The following is a 17,153-nucleotide window of genomic DNA, read 5'->3' on the forward strand; positions in this document are numbered from 1 at the left end:
TACTGATAGTATTACACAGATAAATCGGAGGAAAAAAATATGGACAAGAAGAATATTGATTGGTCAAATTTAGGTTTTGGTTATGTTCAGACAGAAAAGAGATTTGTCTCAAATTTTAAAGATGGTAAATGGGATGATGGTCAGTTAACTGATGATGCAACAGTTGTTATCAGTGAATGTGCTGGTGTATTACAGTATGCACAGACATGTTTTGAAGGAATGAAAGCTTACACAACAGAAGATGATCGTGTAGTAATATTCAGACCTGATTTAAATGCAAAGAGAATGGAAGACTCAGCAAAGAGACTTGAAATGCCGGTCTTCCCTCAGGATAGATTTGTAAAAGCAATTGAAGAAACAGTAAAGGCTAATTTAGATTATGTACCACCATATGGTTCAGGTGCTACATTGTATATCAGACCTTATATGTTTGGAAGCTCATCAGTTATTGGTGTAAAACCGGCTGAAGAATATCAGTTCAGAGTATTTACAACACCTGTTGGACCATACTTCAAAGGTGGCGCAAAGCCTATCACAATCAAAGTAAGTGATTTTGACAGAGCAGCACCTCATGGTACAGGTCATATCAAAGCCGGACTTAATTATGCTATGAGTTTACATGCAATCGTTACAGCCCATGCAGAAGGATTTGACGAAAATATGTACTTAGATGCAGCAACAAGAACAAAGGTTGAAGAAACAGGTGGAGCTAACTTTATATTTGTTACAAAAGACAACACAGTAGTTACTCCTAAGTCAAACAGTATTCTTCCTTCAATCACAAGACGTTCATTAATGTATGTTGCAGAACATTATTTAGGGCTTAAAGTTGAAGAAAGAGAAGTATATTTTGATGAAGTAAAAGATTTTGCAGAATGTGGTCTTTGTGGTACAGCAGCAGTAATCTCACCTGTAGGAAAGATTAATGACCATGGTAAGGAAATCTGTTTCCCAAGTGGAATGGAAGAAATGGGACCTATTACTAAGAAATTGTACGATACATTAACAGGAATTCAGATGGGAAGAATTGAAGCTCCTGAAGGATGGTTATACGAAATTAAATAAAAGTATATAATCTAAAAAATAATATACAAGTTAAAAGATGCAGTTGTGGACGAGTGTTTGCAGCTGCATTTTTGATTTTAAATGACCACTTTATTTCTTGATAATTAATTTGATTAATTATATACTTAAGTTGCAACAGCAAAGTATGAATACAATAGTAAGAATTTGAAGTTTTGATAAAAATTAAATTACGAAAGAATAGGAGTGACAGGTTGTAACCTGAGAAGATAGAAAATTATGCAAAATAAAGACAAATGTATTGCTATATTTAAAACATTTATGAAAATTGGAGCGTTTACTTTTGGTGGTGGATATGCGATGTTACCTATGATTGAACGTTCCATGGTTCAACAGAAAAAGTGGATTACAGAAGAAGAAATGACAGATATGGTTGCAATTTCAGAAGCAACTCCGGGACCGATAATGGTGAATCTTGCTACATTTGTAGGAAGTAAAATCGCAGGAGTGCCGGGAGCAATAATGGCTACATTAGGAGTGATTGTTCCATCATTTTGTGCAATAACAATTATAGCTATGTGTATGAGACAAATAAGTGATATGATGCTTGTAAAATACGCTTTTGTTGGAATAAGAGCTGCGGTTTTAGTATTAGTTGTAAAAGCGATAGGAGTTGTTTATCGTGGATGCAATAAAAGTGTATTTGCTTATATAATAATGGGACTGGCATTGTTGTTGGTTGCATTTTTTAATGCTAATGCAATAATGGTACTTATAATAGCAGCAATATTAGGAATAGTGTATTCAAAACCATGGAAAGGGGAAGATAAATGATATATTTAAATTTATTTATTAACTTTTTCAAAATTGGTCTTTTTACCTTTGGTGGCGGATATGCAATGATTCCCATGATACAGGAACTTGTACTTAGCAACAAATGGATGGACACAAAGCAAATGGTAGATTTTATTGCAATCAGCGAAACTACACCAGGACCGCTTGCAATTAATATGTCAACTTATGTTGGATATGAGGTCGCAGGAATACCAGGAGCAATCTGCAGTACATTTGCAGTAGCATTACCATCATTCATAGTTATTATTCTTGTCGCAGGAGCTTATAAAAAATTTAAAGATAATAAAGTCGTTGTTGCAGTGATGAACGGAATAAAACCGGCAGTCGTAGGACTTGTCGGAGCAGCGGTTTTATCTGTTGCAGGAAATGTATTTACCGTTGGAAACTCAGTTTCAAAAATATTAACATCGGATAATCTTATATCATTAATAATAGTTATTACGTCAGCAGTTATGGCGATAAAAAAGAAAAATCCGGTAATCATTATATGTATTGGAGCCTTGTTGGGCATTATATTAAAATTTGCAGAAAGCATAATAATGTAGAACTGCAAATTAATTGTTTAAATCTTAAAATAAAAAATTAGGAGGGTTTTATGGAAAATTTATACGACAAAGCAAGCGAAATTTTAAATCAGGTAAAACAGGCGGTTGTTGGCAAAGATGATGCAATAGATAATATATTTGCGGCAATTTTAGCCGGTGGACATATTTTGATAGAAGATATGCCTGGAGTAGGAAAAACAACAATAGCTTTATCATTTGCAAAAGCAATGGGAATATCAAAGAAAAGAATACAGTTTACTACGGATATTATGCCGTCAGATTTGGTAGGTTTTTCAATTTATGATAACGAAACAAAATTATTTAAATATCAGTCAGGAGCTTTGATGTGTAATTTATTTTTGGCGGATGAAATAAATAGAACATCACCGAAAACACAGGCAGCGTTATTAGAGGTAATGGAAGAAAAACAGATAACAGTAGATGGTGTTACAAGAAGTCCGGGGAAACCATTTGTTGTAATTGCAACAGAAAATCCGGAAGGCTCAGCGGGTACACAACCGTTGCCGGATTCCCAATTAGACAGATTTATGATTTGCATTCACATGGGGTATCCGTCAGTTGATGAGGAAGTAGAAATTTTAAAAAGAAGACAAAAAGGAAATCCAATAGAAAATGTAAGACAGGTTTGTACTGTAGAAGATATTATTGCAATGCAAAATGAAATAAATGATATTTATATACATGATTTAGTATTTGATTATATTGCAAGGCTTGCAAAAGCAACGAGAGAAGATGAATTACTTAAAGCAGGCTTAAGTCCAAGAGGAACAGTTGCACTTGCAGGTATGAGCAGGGCATTAGCATGGATGGACAAAAGAAATTATGTTATTCCTCAGGATGTAAGCAATGCATTTGAGCCGGTTGCATTACATCGAATTACATTAAGCACAAAAGCAAAAGTAGGAAATGTAAAAAAAGAAAGCATTACAAAGAAAATAGTGGCACAGGTTAAAGCACCAATTGTTAGAAATAAGTAGAGAGGACGCTATGATAAAAAGATTAATAGAGTATATTATTTTGATTCTACTTACGATAATATTATTTTTCTTATACGATGATGAGATAGTAGGAATGATGCTTGTTATGGAGATAGTGTATTTACCGGTTTCTGTTATTTATATAAATTTGTGCAAATTATTTGTAAATGTACAAATGAAAAATTTGCAGCCTGTTGTAGAAAAAAATGAAAAATGTTCAATATTATTTGAAACAAGCAGTAAAGCATTTATTCCTTCGGTAAATATTGTGCTAAACATAGCTGTCAAAAACAGATTTACGGGAAAAAGTAAAAAGATAAAATTACGTGGGAAAACAAATGGAAAAAATAAGAATGAAATATATTATGACGTTGAGTTTAACCAGTTCGGAAGCGTAATTATCTCATTTGACAGTTATGAAGTACTAGATTGGTTTGGCATTTTTTCTTTAAAGAAAAAAGTCGAAGAGAAAGAAAATATATTAATATATCCGGAATTAAAACTTGTAAATGTAGAGGTAAAACAAAGTACAAGAAAATTTATAACTGAGGCGGACTATTATTCTACATATGAATCAGGAGATGACCCGTTAGAAACTTATCAGATAAGAGAATATAGAGAACAGGACTCAATACATGATATACATTGGAAACTATCAGCAAAAAATGACAAGCTTCTTGTTAAAGAAAGGGGAAAACCTGAAGGGTGTGCAGTGTTGATATGGGTTGATTTCTGTGGCAATAGCAAAGATAAAAAAAGCATAATTGAATCAATAGAAATTGCAACCGATATTTCATTTTCACTGCTTCAGGAAAAATGCAACAATGTGGTTTCATGGTATGACGGACAAAGATTGAAAACAGTTAATTTTAAGATAACATCATTGGAAAATTTATACCAAATGCTAAACGAAATATTGATTACAGATGTACACAAACTGCAGGAAGAAAATAGTTATGCATTAAATGATAAATTAGAAAAAGAAAACTATAGCACTGTCATAGAAATGAAATCTAATGGAATTATAAAAATTAATGATAGTGAACTTAGAATAACGAAAAACAAGAATAAAATACAATGGAAAAAATTATATTTTGAAGTATAAAAAACAAATTTATATTAATAAAATTGTCTGAATTATGTTTTAAAATAAAATAGTAAAATAGTTTATTACTAATTTTAAAATTAGCAAATTTCGTTGAAAGGCTTATATAAAATTATGGAGAAAAATGCATTGAAGGGTTGGAATAAAAAAAGCATACTAGATGTTGGTGTTAAAATCTGTATTTTAGTTTTTTTAATTGTGACTTTATTTAATACAATTTTTTACGAATTTAAAATAAATGCAAATATAAAAAGATTGATATTAACTGTATCAATAACATTAATTATTGCGTATATATTTGTATATTGTTTTAAATATATTTACAAATGGATACTTATAATTGGGGGAATGAGTTGTGTAACTTTAGTTACATGGACTTTCGAAAATCCTGAAGTTGCATGTGCTCATCTTATAAGAGGTATTTCGCCTATTTCTGAAGCCTATTATTCTATTTATAAAAAATATAATAATATTTTAAATTCAAATTATATCCTTGAGTATTCAAATTTAAATAAAATAGGAATTAATAAATATTTGTCATTAAAAGAAATAACTAATGTAAATGATAACTGGGAATTTTGGGTTATTGTAACATTAGTGATTTTTGTGATTTCGATTACATTTGTCTTAATTACAAAAAAGGAAAAAGGATTTTTCGTGGTTACTTTATTTATGGTAATTCCTATTGCATTAACATGTACTGTTGGAGCATTCCCATCAACTGAAAACTGCTTATTTATAATTGGCGGAGTAATGGTATATAGATTATATTTTGTTTTGAAAAAACATGGAAATGCAATTGGGAGCATAGTTGCCGGAGGGATAGTTTTAACTGTTCTTATGTGTTTGGCTTTTGGAATGAGACCATATATTAAGGAAAATAAAAAAATAAATGAACTTAAATATATTGAGGTAAAATCCAGTATTCAAAATTTTCAACTTAAAGAATTACCTACACAGATATTATCGTTTTTTGGAGGACCGTTTAGAAATGATAAAATAGTTTTAAATGGTAATTTGAATAATAGTAGTGAACGTACAATTACAGGAACAAAAATGATTAAAGTAACATTAACTCAAATGCCTGATGGAACGTTTTATATTAAAAATTTTGTGGGTGAAACTTATAAAAACAATAAATGGAGTGAGTTTAGTTTATCTGATTTAGAAAAAGATTCTAGTGGCTATAGATTGATGAAAGAAGCTGAGAACCGAAAAAGAATATATGGGGAAACTTACAATAGAATAAATCATTCAAGAGTGCCGGCAGCATTACAAATTGCAACATTAGATGTTTTTGCAGAATGTAAGAATATTGCATTTGTACCATATTATGCAAAAGTCACAGATGATGATACGGTGAATGGACATGGAAATCTAAATTTTATAAGTGGAGAGAATTCAAAAACATATCAGAAATATAATTATTTTCCAATGGAAGATGCTATGGCATTAGATGAGATGGATTATGGTAGTGATTTTGAAGACTGGAAAATTTATGAAAACAAAGTGGCGAAAATTGTAGATGAGCAGATTCCGGACAAATTGAGTAAAATAAGAGAATATAAAAGTAAGATATATTCTGACAATATAGATGATGTATCAAGTAATATTGATAAATTATTTTCAAATGGATTTAAATATACTTTAATGCCGGGAAAGACTCCGTCAGGGCAGGATGTATCAGAGTATTTTTTGACAGAGAGCAGAAAAGGATTTTGTGTTCATTTTGCTACAACTGCAACATTAATGTATAGAATGTGTGGAATCCCAGCAAGATATGTGGAAGGATTCGCAATCCCATCGAGTGCATTTGAAAGAGATAAAAATGGACATTATACGGCAGTTGTAACAGATAAGATGGCGCATGCATGGACAGAAGTGTTGAATTCATATATCGGGTGGGTTGTTAAAGATTATACAATAGCTGACACATCCTTAACTGAAGCTGAATCTGTTAATAGCCCGGAAGAAAAAGAGACTGAAAATTTAACTAATAAAATTGTAGAAGCAACAACTTCACAGACACAGGCTAATGAGACACAAAGCAATGAAAATAAAAATACTGATTTAGAAAATTCAAATGAGAGTGACACTAAAAATAGTGATAATACAAACATAAACGAAAATAGAAAAGTGATGGTTGGCATTATGTTGCTAGTTATAATTGCAGTCGTGATTTTATTTGTCGAATTTAATGCATTAAAGAAGAAAAAATTACGAAAATGCAGAAATATGTCTGCTGTTGAAGCGTATACTTATCTTTATTGCGTTGGAAGAAGAATGTGCGCAGGCAAAAATAATTTAAAAAGAAAAACATTAAGTGGTGCAAATCCAATAAATGTGAAGGCTAGAAGTTTAAATAAAGGAAACAGAGAAGAATCAAATATAAACAAGAAGAATAATTTGAATAAACAGACAATTGAATATGATGAATTTGAATATATAATGAATGAGTTGGATATTGTGAATAAAGAAGAGTGGAACTGGTTATACAAAAAGGCTTTGGAAGAAAAATTTTCTGATAAAAAGATAGAAAGTGAAGATGAGAAAAAAGCATATTTTATTTATATTAATTTTAGAAATAAATTAATTAAGAAAATGAAAAAAGATAATAGATATGGTAAACTAATTTGGCTTAGAATTAAAGGAATGTAAATTTTATAAACTATAGAAATGTTTTTCCTTTAATTATTTAAAAATTCGATATTTTTCACCTAATTTTTTATATTTCACTAGACAAAGAAAATATAATTTGTTAAAATTATAACAATCTCAGTGGACATAGGGATAACTGCGTGAATTAATGGTATTCACACAAATTTTACATATATTTTAAATGCGGTTTATTGCAAGATATATTGGCCTATGTTATCATTGAACAAGAGTGTGTCGTAAGGGATTACTTAGAATATATATTACAAAAGCGACGCGTAATTAAATTATTTTATATGGAGGATATTTATCATGTCAAAGAAAGTAGTTATTGCAGGCGCATGCCGTACAGCTATTGGTAAAATGGGTGGAGCTTTAAGCACAACTCCAGCACCTGTTTTAGGTTCTATCGTTATTAAGGAAGCTCTTAACAGAGCAGGCGTTCCAGCTGATCAGGTTGATCACGTATATATGGGATGTGTTATCCAGGCAGGCCTTGGACAGAACGTTGCACGTCAGGCAGCACTTAAGGCAGGACTTCCAATTGAAACACCAGCTGTAACAGTTAACGTTGTTTGTGGTTCAGGTCTTAACTGTGTAAATATGGCAGCACAGATGATTCAGGCAGGAGATGCTGATATCGTAGTTGCAGGTGGCATGGAAAACATGTCAATGGCACCATATGCTTTACCACAGGCTAGATTTGGTTACAGAATGAACAACGGAACAGTTGTTGATACAATGGTTAATGATGCTTTAACAGATGCATTTAACAATTACCATATGATGATTACAGCTGAAAACGTAGCTGATCAGTGGGGACTTACAAGAGAAGAATTAGATGAATTCTCAGCTAACTCACAGCAGAAATGTGAAAAGGCTATGGCTGAAGGAAAATTCAAAGATGAAATCGTTCCTGTTGAAGTTAAAACAAGAAAACAGACAATCATCGTTGATACAGATGAAGGACCAAGAGCTGGAACAACAGTTGAAACTCTTAGCAAGTTAAGATGCTGCTCAGGTAAGCCTGATGGAGTAGTTACAGCAGGTAATGCATCAGGAATTAATGATGGTGCAGCAGCAGTTGTAGTTATGAGCGAAGAAAAAGCTAAAGAATTAGGTGTTACACCAATGGCTACATTCGTAACAGGAGCACTTGGTGGTGTTGATCCATCAATCATGGGTGTTGGACCTGTTGCTTCTACAAAGAAAGCATTAGCAAAAGTTAATATGACAATCGATGATATGGACTTAATCGAAGCTAACGAAGCTTTCGCAGCACAGTCTGTAGCAGTTGCAAGAGACTTAAAATTCGACATGAGCAAAGTAAACGTAAACGGTGGTGCAATCGCACTTGGACATCCTGTTGGAGCTTCAGGTTGCCGTATCCTTGTTACATTACTTCACGAGATGCAGAAGAGAGACGCTAAGAAGGGTCTTGCTACATTATGTATCGGTGGTGGTATGGGATGTACTACAATCGTTGAACGTGACTAATAAAAAATAAATGAAATGCAGATGATGGATTGTTAATTGAAGTTAATAACTTTTTAATCTGTTAGAGAATAAGTTAATAATTTTTACATATGCATTTCGTCTTAAGCAATCAGGTGAGCTCTTTCACATATTGAAATAACGGTGATGGGGCTTACCTGTTTGAAGTGTAAATTGTTTTTTTGAGATGGCTCAATATAACAAATATTTTACTTTTATAGCCCAAAGCGTAGAATGCTATTTGCTTTGACTTTTATATTAAGGAGAATAAATATGGAATTTATCACATATGAACAGGAAGGATTTGTAGGTGTTCTTACAATCAACCGTCCAAAGGCACTTAATGCTTTAAATAGCCAGGTACTTACTGAATTAGAAGAAACAATTGATGCAATTGATATTAATACAACAAGAGCATTAATTATCACAGGTGCAGGCGAAAAATCATTCGTTGCAGGTGCAGATATAGGAGAAATGTCAACACTTACAAAAGCAGAAGGTGAAGCTTTTGGTAAAAAGGGAAATGATGTATTTAGAAAGATTGAAACATTAGAAATCCCTGTAATCGCTGCTGTTAATGGATTTGCATTAGGTGGTGGATGCGAAATTTCTATGAGCTGTGATATTAGAATCTGTTCTGAAAATGCAATTTTTGGACAGCCTGAAGTAGGTCTTGGAATTACACCTGGATTTGGTGGAACACAGAGACTTGCAAGAATTGTTGGACCGGGAATGGCTAAACAGATGATTTATACAGCAAGAAACATTAAGGCTGCTGAAGCTTTAAGAATTGGTCTTGTTAATGCAGTATATCCAGTAGAAGAATTAATGGATGCAGCTAAGAAGATGGCTAATGGAATCGCTATGAACGCTCCAATTGCTGTCAGAGCTTGCAAGAAGGCAATTAACGAAGGACTTGAAGTAGGTATGGATGATGCAATCGTAATCGAAGAAAAATTATTCGGTAGCTGCTTCGAAACAGAAGACCAGAAGGCAGGAATGGGTAACTTCCTTGAAAAAGATAAAGAAAAGAAATTAAAGGTAGTACCATTTGCAAATAAATAAGCGGAATGCTGAATTTATATTCAGATAATATTTATATTTTCATTTAGGAGGAAAAACAATGATAGTAGGAGTTATTGGTGCAGGAACAATGGGTGCAGGAATTGCACAGGCATTTGCAATGACAGACGGATATGAAGTACGTCTTTGTGACATCAAGCAGGAATTTGCTGATGGAGGAAAGGCAAGAATTGAAAAGAACATCAACTTCCTTGTTGGTAAAGAAAAAATCACAGCAGAAAAAGGTGCTGAAATTTTAGGAAAAATCCAGACAGGATTAAAAGACATCTGTACAGAATGCGATTTAGTAATCGAAGTTGCTCCAGAAGTAATGTCAATTAAGAAAGAAACATTTAAGGAATTACAGAGCATCGTAAAACCTGAATGTATTTTTGCTACAAATACATCATCATTATCAATCACAGAAATCGGTGCTGGACTTGACAGACCTATGATTGGTATGCATTTCTTCAACCCAGCTGACAGAATGAAGTTAGTTGAAGTTATTGCTGGTGGAAACACACCTAAGGAATTAGTTGAACAGATTAAGACAATCGCTACAGAAATCGGAAAGACTCCAGTAGAAGTTGCTGAAGCTCCAGGATTTGTTGTTAACAGAATCTTAATCCCAATGATTAACGAAGCAATCGGAATCTATGCTGACGGAATCGCTTCAGTAGAAGATATCGATACAGCCATGAAGCTTGGTGCTTCTCATCCAATGGGACCATTAGCATTAGGTGATTTAGTAGGTCTTGATATTGTACTTGCTATTATGGAAGTACTTCAGGCTGAAACAGGTGATCCAAAGTATCGTCCACATACACTTCTTAGAAAGATGGTACGTGCAGGAAAGCTTGGAAGAAAGACTGGCGTTGGTTTCTACGATTACAGCAAATAATACAATATACATGAGAGTTAGGGAGTGCCACTAGTCGATGATTAGTGGTATCCCCTTATATATTTATTTAATTTACATGGAGGAATTTAATAATGGATTTTACATTAAGTAAGAAACATGAAATGGCTCAGAGCCTTTTCAAAGAATTTGCCGAAAATGAAGTAAAACCTCTTGCACAGGAAACAGATGAAAATGAACAGTTCCCTGTAGAGACAGTTGAAAAAATGGCAAAAAATGGTTTCCTTGGTATCCCAGTTCCTAAGGAATATGGTGGACAGGGATGTGATCCTTTAACATACGCTATGTGCGTTGAAGAATTATCAAAGGTTTGTGGTACAACAGGTGTTATCGTTTCAGCACATACATCACTTTGTATCGATCCTATTATGACATTTGGTACTGAAGAACAGAAGCAGAAATACGTAGTTCCACTTGCAAAAGGTGAAAAATTAGGTGCTTTCGGTTTAACAGAACCAGGTGCTGGTACAGACGCACAGGGACAGCAGACAAAGGCTGTTTTCGATAAAGAAACAAATGAATGGGTATTAAATGGTTCAAAATGTTTTATTACAAATGGTAAATATGCAGATATTTATATCATCATTGCAGTTACAGGTAAAGTTGAAAAACGTGGTAGAATGATGAAAGAAATTTCAGCATTCATCGTTGAAAAAGGAACACCTGGATTTTCATTTGGTACAAAAGAAAAGAAGATGGGTATCCGTGGTTCAGCAACATACGAATTAATCTTTGAAGATTGCCGTATTCCAGCAGAAAACTTACTTGGTAAGCAGGGTAAAGGTTTCGGTATCGCTATGCATACACTTGATGGTGGACGTATTGGTATCGCAGCTCAGGCTCTTGGTCTTGCAGAAGGTGCTTTAGAAACAACTATTGCATACGTAAAAGAAAGAAAACAGTTCGGTAGAACAATCGGACAGTTCCAGAATACACAGTTCCAGTTAGCAGACATGGCTACTAAGGTAGAAGCTGCTAAGATGCTTGTATACAAGGCAGCTAAGGCTAAAGAAACACAGAAGACATATTCTGTAGAAGCAGCTCAGGCTAAATTATACGCAGCAGAAGTTGCAATGGAAGTTACAACAAAGGCTGTTCAGTTACACGGTGGTTATGGTTATATCAGAGAATATGACGTTGAGCGTATGATGCGTGATGCTAAGATCACAGAAATCTACGAAGGAACTTCAGAAGTTCAGCGTATGGTAATTTCTGCAAACTTATTAAAATAATTTAGGAGGTACTTATCGTGAAAATTGTCGTTTGTGTAAAACAGGTACCTGATACAAAGGGTGGAGTTAAATTCAATCCAGATGGTACATTAGATAGAGGTGCAATGCTTACAATTATGAACCCTGATGATAAAGCAGGTCTTGAAGCAGCACTTAGATTAAAAGATCAGTATGGCGCAGAAGTAACAGTAGTTACTATGGGTCTTCCAAAGGCTGAAGAAGTTCTTCGTGAAGCTATGGCTATGGGAGCTGATAAGGGAATCTTAGTAACTGATAGAGTTTTAGGTGGAGCTGACACATGGGCTACATCAACAACAATCGCAGGTGCTATCAGAAACCTTGATTATGATATTATTATTACAGGACGTCAGGCTATCGATGGTGATACAGCTCAGGTTGGACCACAGATTGCTGAACATCTTAACATTCCTGTTATCTCATATGCACAGGATATTAAGGTTGATGGAGATAGCGTAATTGTAGAACGTCAGTATGAAGACAGACATCACGTAATTAAAGCTCAGATGCCTGTATTAATTACAGCACTTTCAGAATTAAATGATCCTCGTTATATGACTCCAGGTGGAATTTTTGATGCTTATGATGCAGAAATTACAACATGGGGAAGAGCAAATCTTGTTGATGTAGAAGATGGAGACCTTGGATTAAAGGGTTCACCTACAAAGATTGCTAAAGCATCTGATAAAGTTCGTAAAGGCGCTGGAGAAAAAGTTACTCCAGATAGCCCGGCTGAAGCAGTTGATTACATCATGGATAAGCTTTTAACAAAGCACGTTATTTAATTAGAGAGGAGATTTAATCATGCAGAATATAAATTTAGAAGATTATAAAGGCGTATATGTCTTCGCTCAGCAGGTAGATAACGAATTAAGCTCAATCGCGTTCGAACTCCTCGGAGAAGCAGGAAGACTCGCAAAACCATTAAATACAGAAGTTACAGCAGTACTTCTTGGATCAAACGTTGGAAATCTTGTAGATCAGTTAGCTGAATATGGCGCTGACAAGGTTATCGTAGTAGATGATCCTGAACTTGAAACATATAGAACAGAACCATATGCACATGCTTTAGCAGAAGTTATCAACAAATATAAACCTGAAATTATGTTAGTTGGTGCAACAGCAATTGGTAGAGATTTAGGTCCTACAGTTTCAGCTAGAGTTGCAACAGGTTTAACAGCTGACTGTACATTACTTGAAATTGGTGACTTCCCATTAGTTGCTATTCCAGGTAAGGAACAGAAACACAATCAGTTATTAATGACTCGTCCGGCATTTGGTGGAAACACAATTGCTACAATCGCTTGTCCTGATAACCGTCCTCAGATGGCTACAGTACGTGCAGGTGTTATGCAGAAGGCTGAACCAAAGCCAGGTGCTAAGGCAGAAGTTATTGAATTCAATCCAGGATTTACACCAAACAACAAATATGTTGAAATCATGGATGTAGTTAAAGAAGTTGCTGAAACAGTTAACATCATGGACGCTAAGATTTTAGTATCTGGTGGACGTGGAGTTGGAAGCAAAGAAAACTTCAAGATTCTTGAAGATTTAGCAGAAGCTCTTGACGGAACAGTTGCATGTTCTAGAGCAGTTACAGATAACGGTTGGTTACCAGTTGACAGACAGGTTGGACAGACAGGTAAGACAGTTCGTCCACAGGTTTACTTCGCAATTGGTATTTCTGGAGCAATCCAGCACGTTGCAGGTATGGAAGAATCAGATCTTATTATTGCTATCAATAAAGATGAAGATGCTCCTATCTTTGATGTAGCTGATTATGGTATCGTTGGTGATTTAAACAAAATCGTACCACAGCTTACAGAAGCTATTAAGGCTGCAAAGGCTAATGCATAATTAAATATAATATACGTTAAGTTATATTAACATATTTAGGAATCTCCGCATCTTTGGATGCGGGGATTTTTGACTTCTCGACATCATGTATAATAAATCCTCAATTATTCATATAAAATTAATATAGAAAAAAGAGTGAAACTTTGTTATAATTTTGTGGTTACAATAGTAATAAAAATAAAGAAAGGAAGTATAAGATGACAAACAAGTTATCTATACAAAGGAGAAAATGTTAGAAAAAATATTCAAACTTAAAAAAAACAATACTTCTGTAAAAACTGAAGTTATTGCGGGTATTACAACATTTATGACAATGGCATATATTCTTGCTGTAAACCCTAACATCTTAAGTGCCTCAGGAATGGACAAAGAGGCTATTTTGATTGCTACATGTATAGCATCATTTGTTGGAACAATGTGTATGGCATTTATGGCAAATCTTCCATTTGCCTTATCAGCAGGTCTTGGATTAAATGCATACTTTGCTTACACAGTATGTGGAGAAATGGGATATTCATGGCAGATTGCTTTATTTGCGGTATTTGTAGAAGGTATTATATTTATAATTCTTTCATTAACAAATGTACGTGAAGCAATTTTTGATGCTATTCCTCTTAATCTTAAAAAGGCAGTATCAGTAGGTATTGGTTTATTTATTGCATTTATCGGATTACAGAATGCAGGATTAGTAAATGATTCAGAATCTACACTTGTTACAATTACAGATTTTACAAGTAACTTCCATACAGCAGGAATTTGTGCATTATTAGCAGTAATCGGTGTATTTATTACAGCTATTCTTTACATTAAGAGAGTAAAAGGTTCAATCTTAATAGGTATCGTTTCAACATGGGTTTTAGGAATTATTTGTGAACTTACAAAGATTTATGTTCCTGATAACGAAAGCTTTTTCTCAGTAATTCCAACACATTTTGTAAGCTTTGATTTTTCAGCTTTAGGAGAAACTTTTGGACAGTGCTTTAAACTTGATTTTAAAGCAGTAGGAATTGTTAACTTTATTATTGTAGTATTTGCATTCCTCTTTGTTGATTTATTTGATACATTAGGAACAATTATTGGTGTTAGTACAAAGGCTGGAATGCTTGATGAAAATGGAAAGCTTCCTAACATTAAACCAGCTCTTATGTCAGACGCTATTGCTACATCAGCAGGTGCTATTTTAGGTACATCAACAACAACAACATTCGTAGAATCTTCAGCAGGTGTTGCAGAAGGTGGTCGTACAGGTTTGACAGCAGCAGTAACAGGTTTATTATTCCTTGTTTCAGTTGTTCTTTCACCATTATTTATTACTATTCCATCATTTGCTACAGCACCGGCATTAATTATGGTAGGATTCCTTATGTTTGGAGCAGTAACAGATATTAAATTTACAGATGATAATTTGACAGATGCAATCCCTGCATATCTTTGCATTATTGCAATGCCATTGTTCTATAGTATCTCAGAAGGTATCTCAATCGGAATTATTTCATATGTATTATTAAATGCTATTTGCGGTAAAGCAAAAGAAGTAAAACCATTGATGTACATTCTTGCAGTATTATTCGTATTAAAATATATATTCTTATAAGAAGAAAAAATAGAATTTAAGAAAAAAACAGAAAAACAAAAGGCCTTTGTCATTATTAGATGTCATCAATATGTTAGAAAAGAACTAATTATTGATAGTCATTGTGACAGAGGTCTTTTTGATGAAAAACAAATTTTTGGATAGTTGAATTAAAATAATGTATGAGATATTTATAAAATTCAAAAAATCTTAAAGAAATATTTATGTTTTTAATGTCGAAAATTGTTATTATACTATTTAGATAAGCAGAAAGAAGGTACGATATGTCAAGAAGAGCAGAAAACTTAAGAAGAAAAAGACAAAGAAAAATAATGTTAATTAGAAAATATATAAGATTTACATTTTGCTGTGTACTTATAGTAGTTTTGGCATTTGCAATTAATTATCTAAAGAAAAATATGAATAACATATCTGAAAGCGGAAATAGTGGCGGAAATGATGTAAAAAAAATAAAAGAATCAAAAGAGGAATCAGCAAAAGATGTAATAAAAAACTATGCAGAAAAACATGGTTACACTTTAGAGGATTATCCGGAAAATATACAAAAATTATTTGAAAGAAATAAAGAAACAAAAGATTTTGTCTTGAAATATCCTGAAAAAAAGGGAAAAGCATACGATATTGATTTTTCAAAATATAAGAAAACTACAGAGGTTCCGCTATTTATGCAATGGGATCAGAGATGGGGTTATTATACATACGCAGGTGATTGTATGGGAATTACAGGCTGTGGACCGACATGCCTTTCGATGGTGGCTGTTTATGTGACAGGAAATATAAAATATACTCCGAAAATGATTGCGGATTTTGCAATGAAAAATGGATATGCAGATGAAGAAAATGGTTCAGCATGGTCACTTATTTCAGAAGGTGGCAAGCAGCTTGGCATGCAAGTTATAGAAATACCGTTAGATGAACAAAGAGTAAAAGATAATTTGGAAGTAGGTAATCCAATTATATGTGTAGTAGGACCAGGAGATTTTACGACACAGGGACATTTTATAGTATTAACTAAATATAAAGATGGAAAAGTAAGAGTTAATGATCCTAACAGTAAAGCAAATTCAAATAAGCAATGGGTGTTTGAAGATATAAAAGATCAGATAAAAAATCTATGGGTTTTAAGATAAATTAAAGGATTAAAAATAAAAAATGAAAGAAAATTTGAATTTTAAAGCAGGAGATATAAATAGATTAGAGGATATTTTTAAATTGTATGTTGATGCAAGAAGGACTAAAGGATGTACATGGACAGAAGAATATCCAACAAAAGAAATAATAAAAAATGATATTTTAAGAGGGGATAGTTTTGTTATAGTTAATGAAAAAAACAATGAGATAATAGCAGCAATTTCAATAGATGATGATAAGTTAGTAGAAGAACAGAAATGCTGGTCAAAAGAACTAAAACCGGCAGGGGAACTGGCAAGACTGGTAATAGCTGAAGAATATAGAGGTAATGGACTTGCAGGAAATTTGATACAAGGAGCCATGGAAAACTTACAAAAAAGAAAATATAAGGGAGTACATTATCTGGTAAGCCCAAATAACGCTAACGCACTGAGAGCATATAAAAAAATGGAATTTAATGATTGTGGAAGAATATTTTTGTATGACCATGAATGGATATGCTATGAAAGGGGAATATAAAAAGGTATAAATATAATAAAAAGTGTAGAAAAGGTGCAATAAAAAAGAATAACATTAAAAAATGATTCAAAAAACAATAAAAAAGTATAAAAAGCATAATAAAAAAGTTACCAGATTAGTAATTGAGTTTTGTTGAATAAAACTGT

General features: G+C 33.3%; 14 protein-coding genes and 1 pseudogene. All 15 read left to right on the plus strand.

The features are described 5' to 3' along the window. Nucleotides 1-30: 30 nt before the first annotated feature. A pseudogene (locus N5B56_RS08255) lies at nt 31-1,065 on the plus strand (branched-chain amino acid aminotransferase); the annotation flags it as partial. A gap of 237 nt (nt 1,066-1,302) precedes the next feature. Next, nucleotides 1,303-1,857 (plus strand): chromate transporter, encoded by a 555-nt coding sequence (locus N5B56_RS08260; RefSeq protein ID WP_022087870.1) that lies wholly within the window; start codon nt 1,303-1,305, stop codon nt 1,855-1,857. Beyond that, nucleotides 1,854-2,423 (plus strand): chromate transporter, encoded by a 570-nt coding sequence (locus tag N5B56_RS08265; protein WP_260978716.1) that lies wholly within the window; start codon nt 1,854-1,856, stop codon nt 2,421-2,423. The genes N5B56_RS08260 and N5B56_RS08265 overlap by 4 nt, the downstream gene beginning before the upstream one ends. A gap of 50 nt (nt 2,424-2,473) precedes the next feature. Next, entirely contained in the window at nt 2,474-3,421 is a 948-nt protein-coding gene (locus tag N5B56_RS08270) for an AAA family ATPase (protein ID WP_260978717.1), read from the plus strand. A 10-nt stretch (nt 3,422-3,431) separates the two neighbouring features. Then, nucleotides 3,432-4,526: a DUF58 domain-containing protein gene (locus tag N5B56_RS08275; protein WP_117909629.1), complete on the plus strand. Its 1,095-nt coding sequence runs from the start codon at nt 3,432-3,434 to the stop codon at nt 4,524-4,526. A gap of 129 nt (nt 4,527-4,655) precedes the next feature. Beyond that, nucleotides 4,656-7,184: a transglutaminase-like domain-containing protein gene (locus N5B56_RS08280; protein WP_260978718.1), complete on the plus strand. Its 2,529-nt coding sequence runs from the start codon at nt 4,656-4,658 to the stop codon at nt 7,182-7,184. Nucleotides 7,185-7,493: 309 nt separating this feature from the next. Further along, the gene (locus N5B56_RS08285) at nt 7,494-8,678 is read left to right on the plus strand and encodes an acetyl-CoA C-acetyltransferase (protein ID WP_022087875.1); all 1,185 of its coding nucleotides are present in this window, start codon (nt 7,494-7,496) and stop codon (nt 8,676-8,678) included. A gap of 270 nt (nt 8,679-8,948) precedes the next feature. Continuing rightward, nucleotides 8,949-9,740, plus strand: a complete 792-nt coding sequence (locus tag N5B56_RS08290; protein WP_022087876.1) for an enoyl-CoA hydratase-related protein — start codon at nt 8,949-8,951, stop codon at nt 9,738-9,740. A gap of 58 nt (nt 9,741-9,798) precedes the next feature. Next, the gene (locus N5B56_RS08295; RefSeq protein WP_147586455.1) at nt 9,799-10,638 is read left to right on the plus strand and encodes a 3-hydroxyacyl-CoA dehydrogenase family protein; all 840 of its coding nucleotides are present in this window, start codon (nt 9,799-9,801) and stop codon (nt 10,636-10,638) included. Between the two features lie 92 nt (nt 10,639-10,730). Then, nucleotides 10,731-11,888 carry an acyl-CoA dehydrogenase gene (locus N5B56_RS08300; protein WP_022087878.1) on the plus strand — a complete coding sequence of 386 codons (1,158 nt, stop codon included), beginning with the start codon at nt 10,731-10,733 and terminating at the stop codon, nt 11,886-11,888. A gap of 17 nt (nt 11,889-11,905) precedes the next feature. Continuing rightward, nucleotides 11,906-12,691 (plus strand): electron transfer flavoprotein subunit beta/FixA family protein, encoded by a 786-nt coding sequence (locus N5B56_RS08305; protein WP_022087879.1) that lies wholly within the window; start codon nt 11,906-11,908, stop codon nt 12,689-12,691. A gap of 28 nt (nt 12,692-12,719) precedes the next feature. Beyond that, complete coding sequence (locus N5B56_RS08310; RefSeq protein WP_428979596.1) at nt 12,720-13,763, plus strand: electron transfer flavoprotein subunit alpha/FixB family protein; 1,044 nt, start codon at nt 12,720-12,722, stop codon at nt 13,761-13,763. 229 nt (nt 13,764-13,992) lie between these two features. Next, entirely contained in the window at nt 13,993-15,357 is a 1,365-nt protein-coding gene (locus tag N5B56_RS08315; protein WP_022087881.1) for an NCS2 family permease, read from the plus strand. Nucleotides 15,358-15,620: 263 nt separating this feature from the next. Continuing rightward, nucleotides 15,621-16,487: a C39 family peptidase gene (locus N5B56_RS08320; protein WP_260978719.1), complete on the plus strand. Its 867-nt coding sequence runs from the start codon at nt 15,621-15,623 to the stop codon at nt 16,485-16,487. A 22-nt stretch (nt 16,488-16,509) separates the two neighbouring features. Next, nucleotides 16,510-17,007 carry a GNAT family N-acetyltransferase gene (locus N5B56_RS08325; protein WP_022087883.1) on the plus strand — a complete coding sequence of 166 codons (498 nt, stop codon included), beginning with the start codon at nt 16,510-16,512 and terminating at the stop codon, nt 17,005-17,007. The last annotated feature ends 146 nt before the right edge of the window (nt 17,008-17,153 follow it).

Source organism: Eubacterium album (assembly GCF_025336545.1).
Classification (GTDB): domain Bacteria; phylum Bacillota; class Clostridia; order Lachnospirales; family Lachnospiraceae; genus Eubacterium_U; species Eubacterium_U album.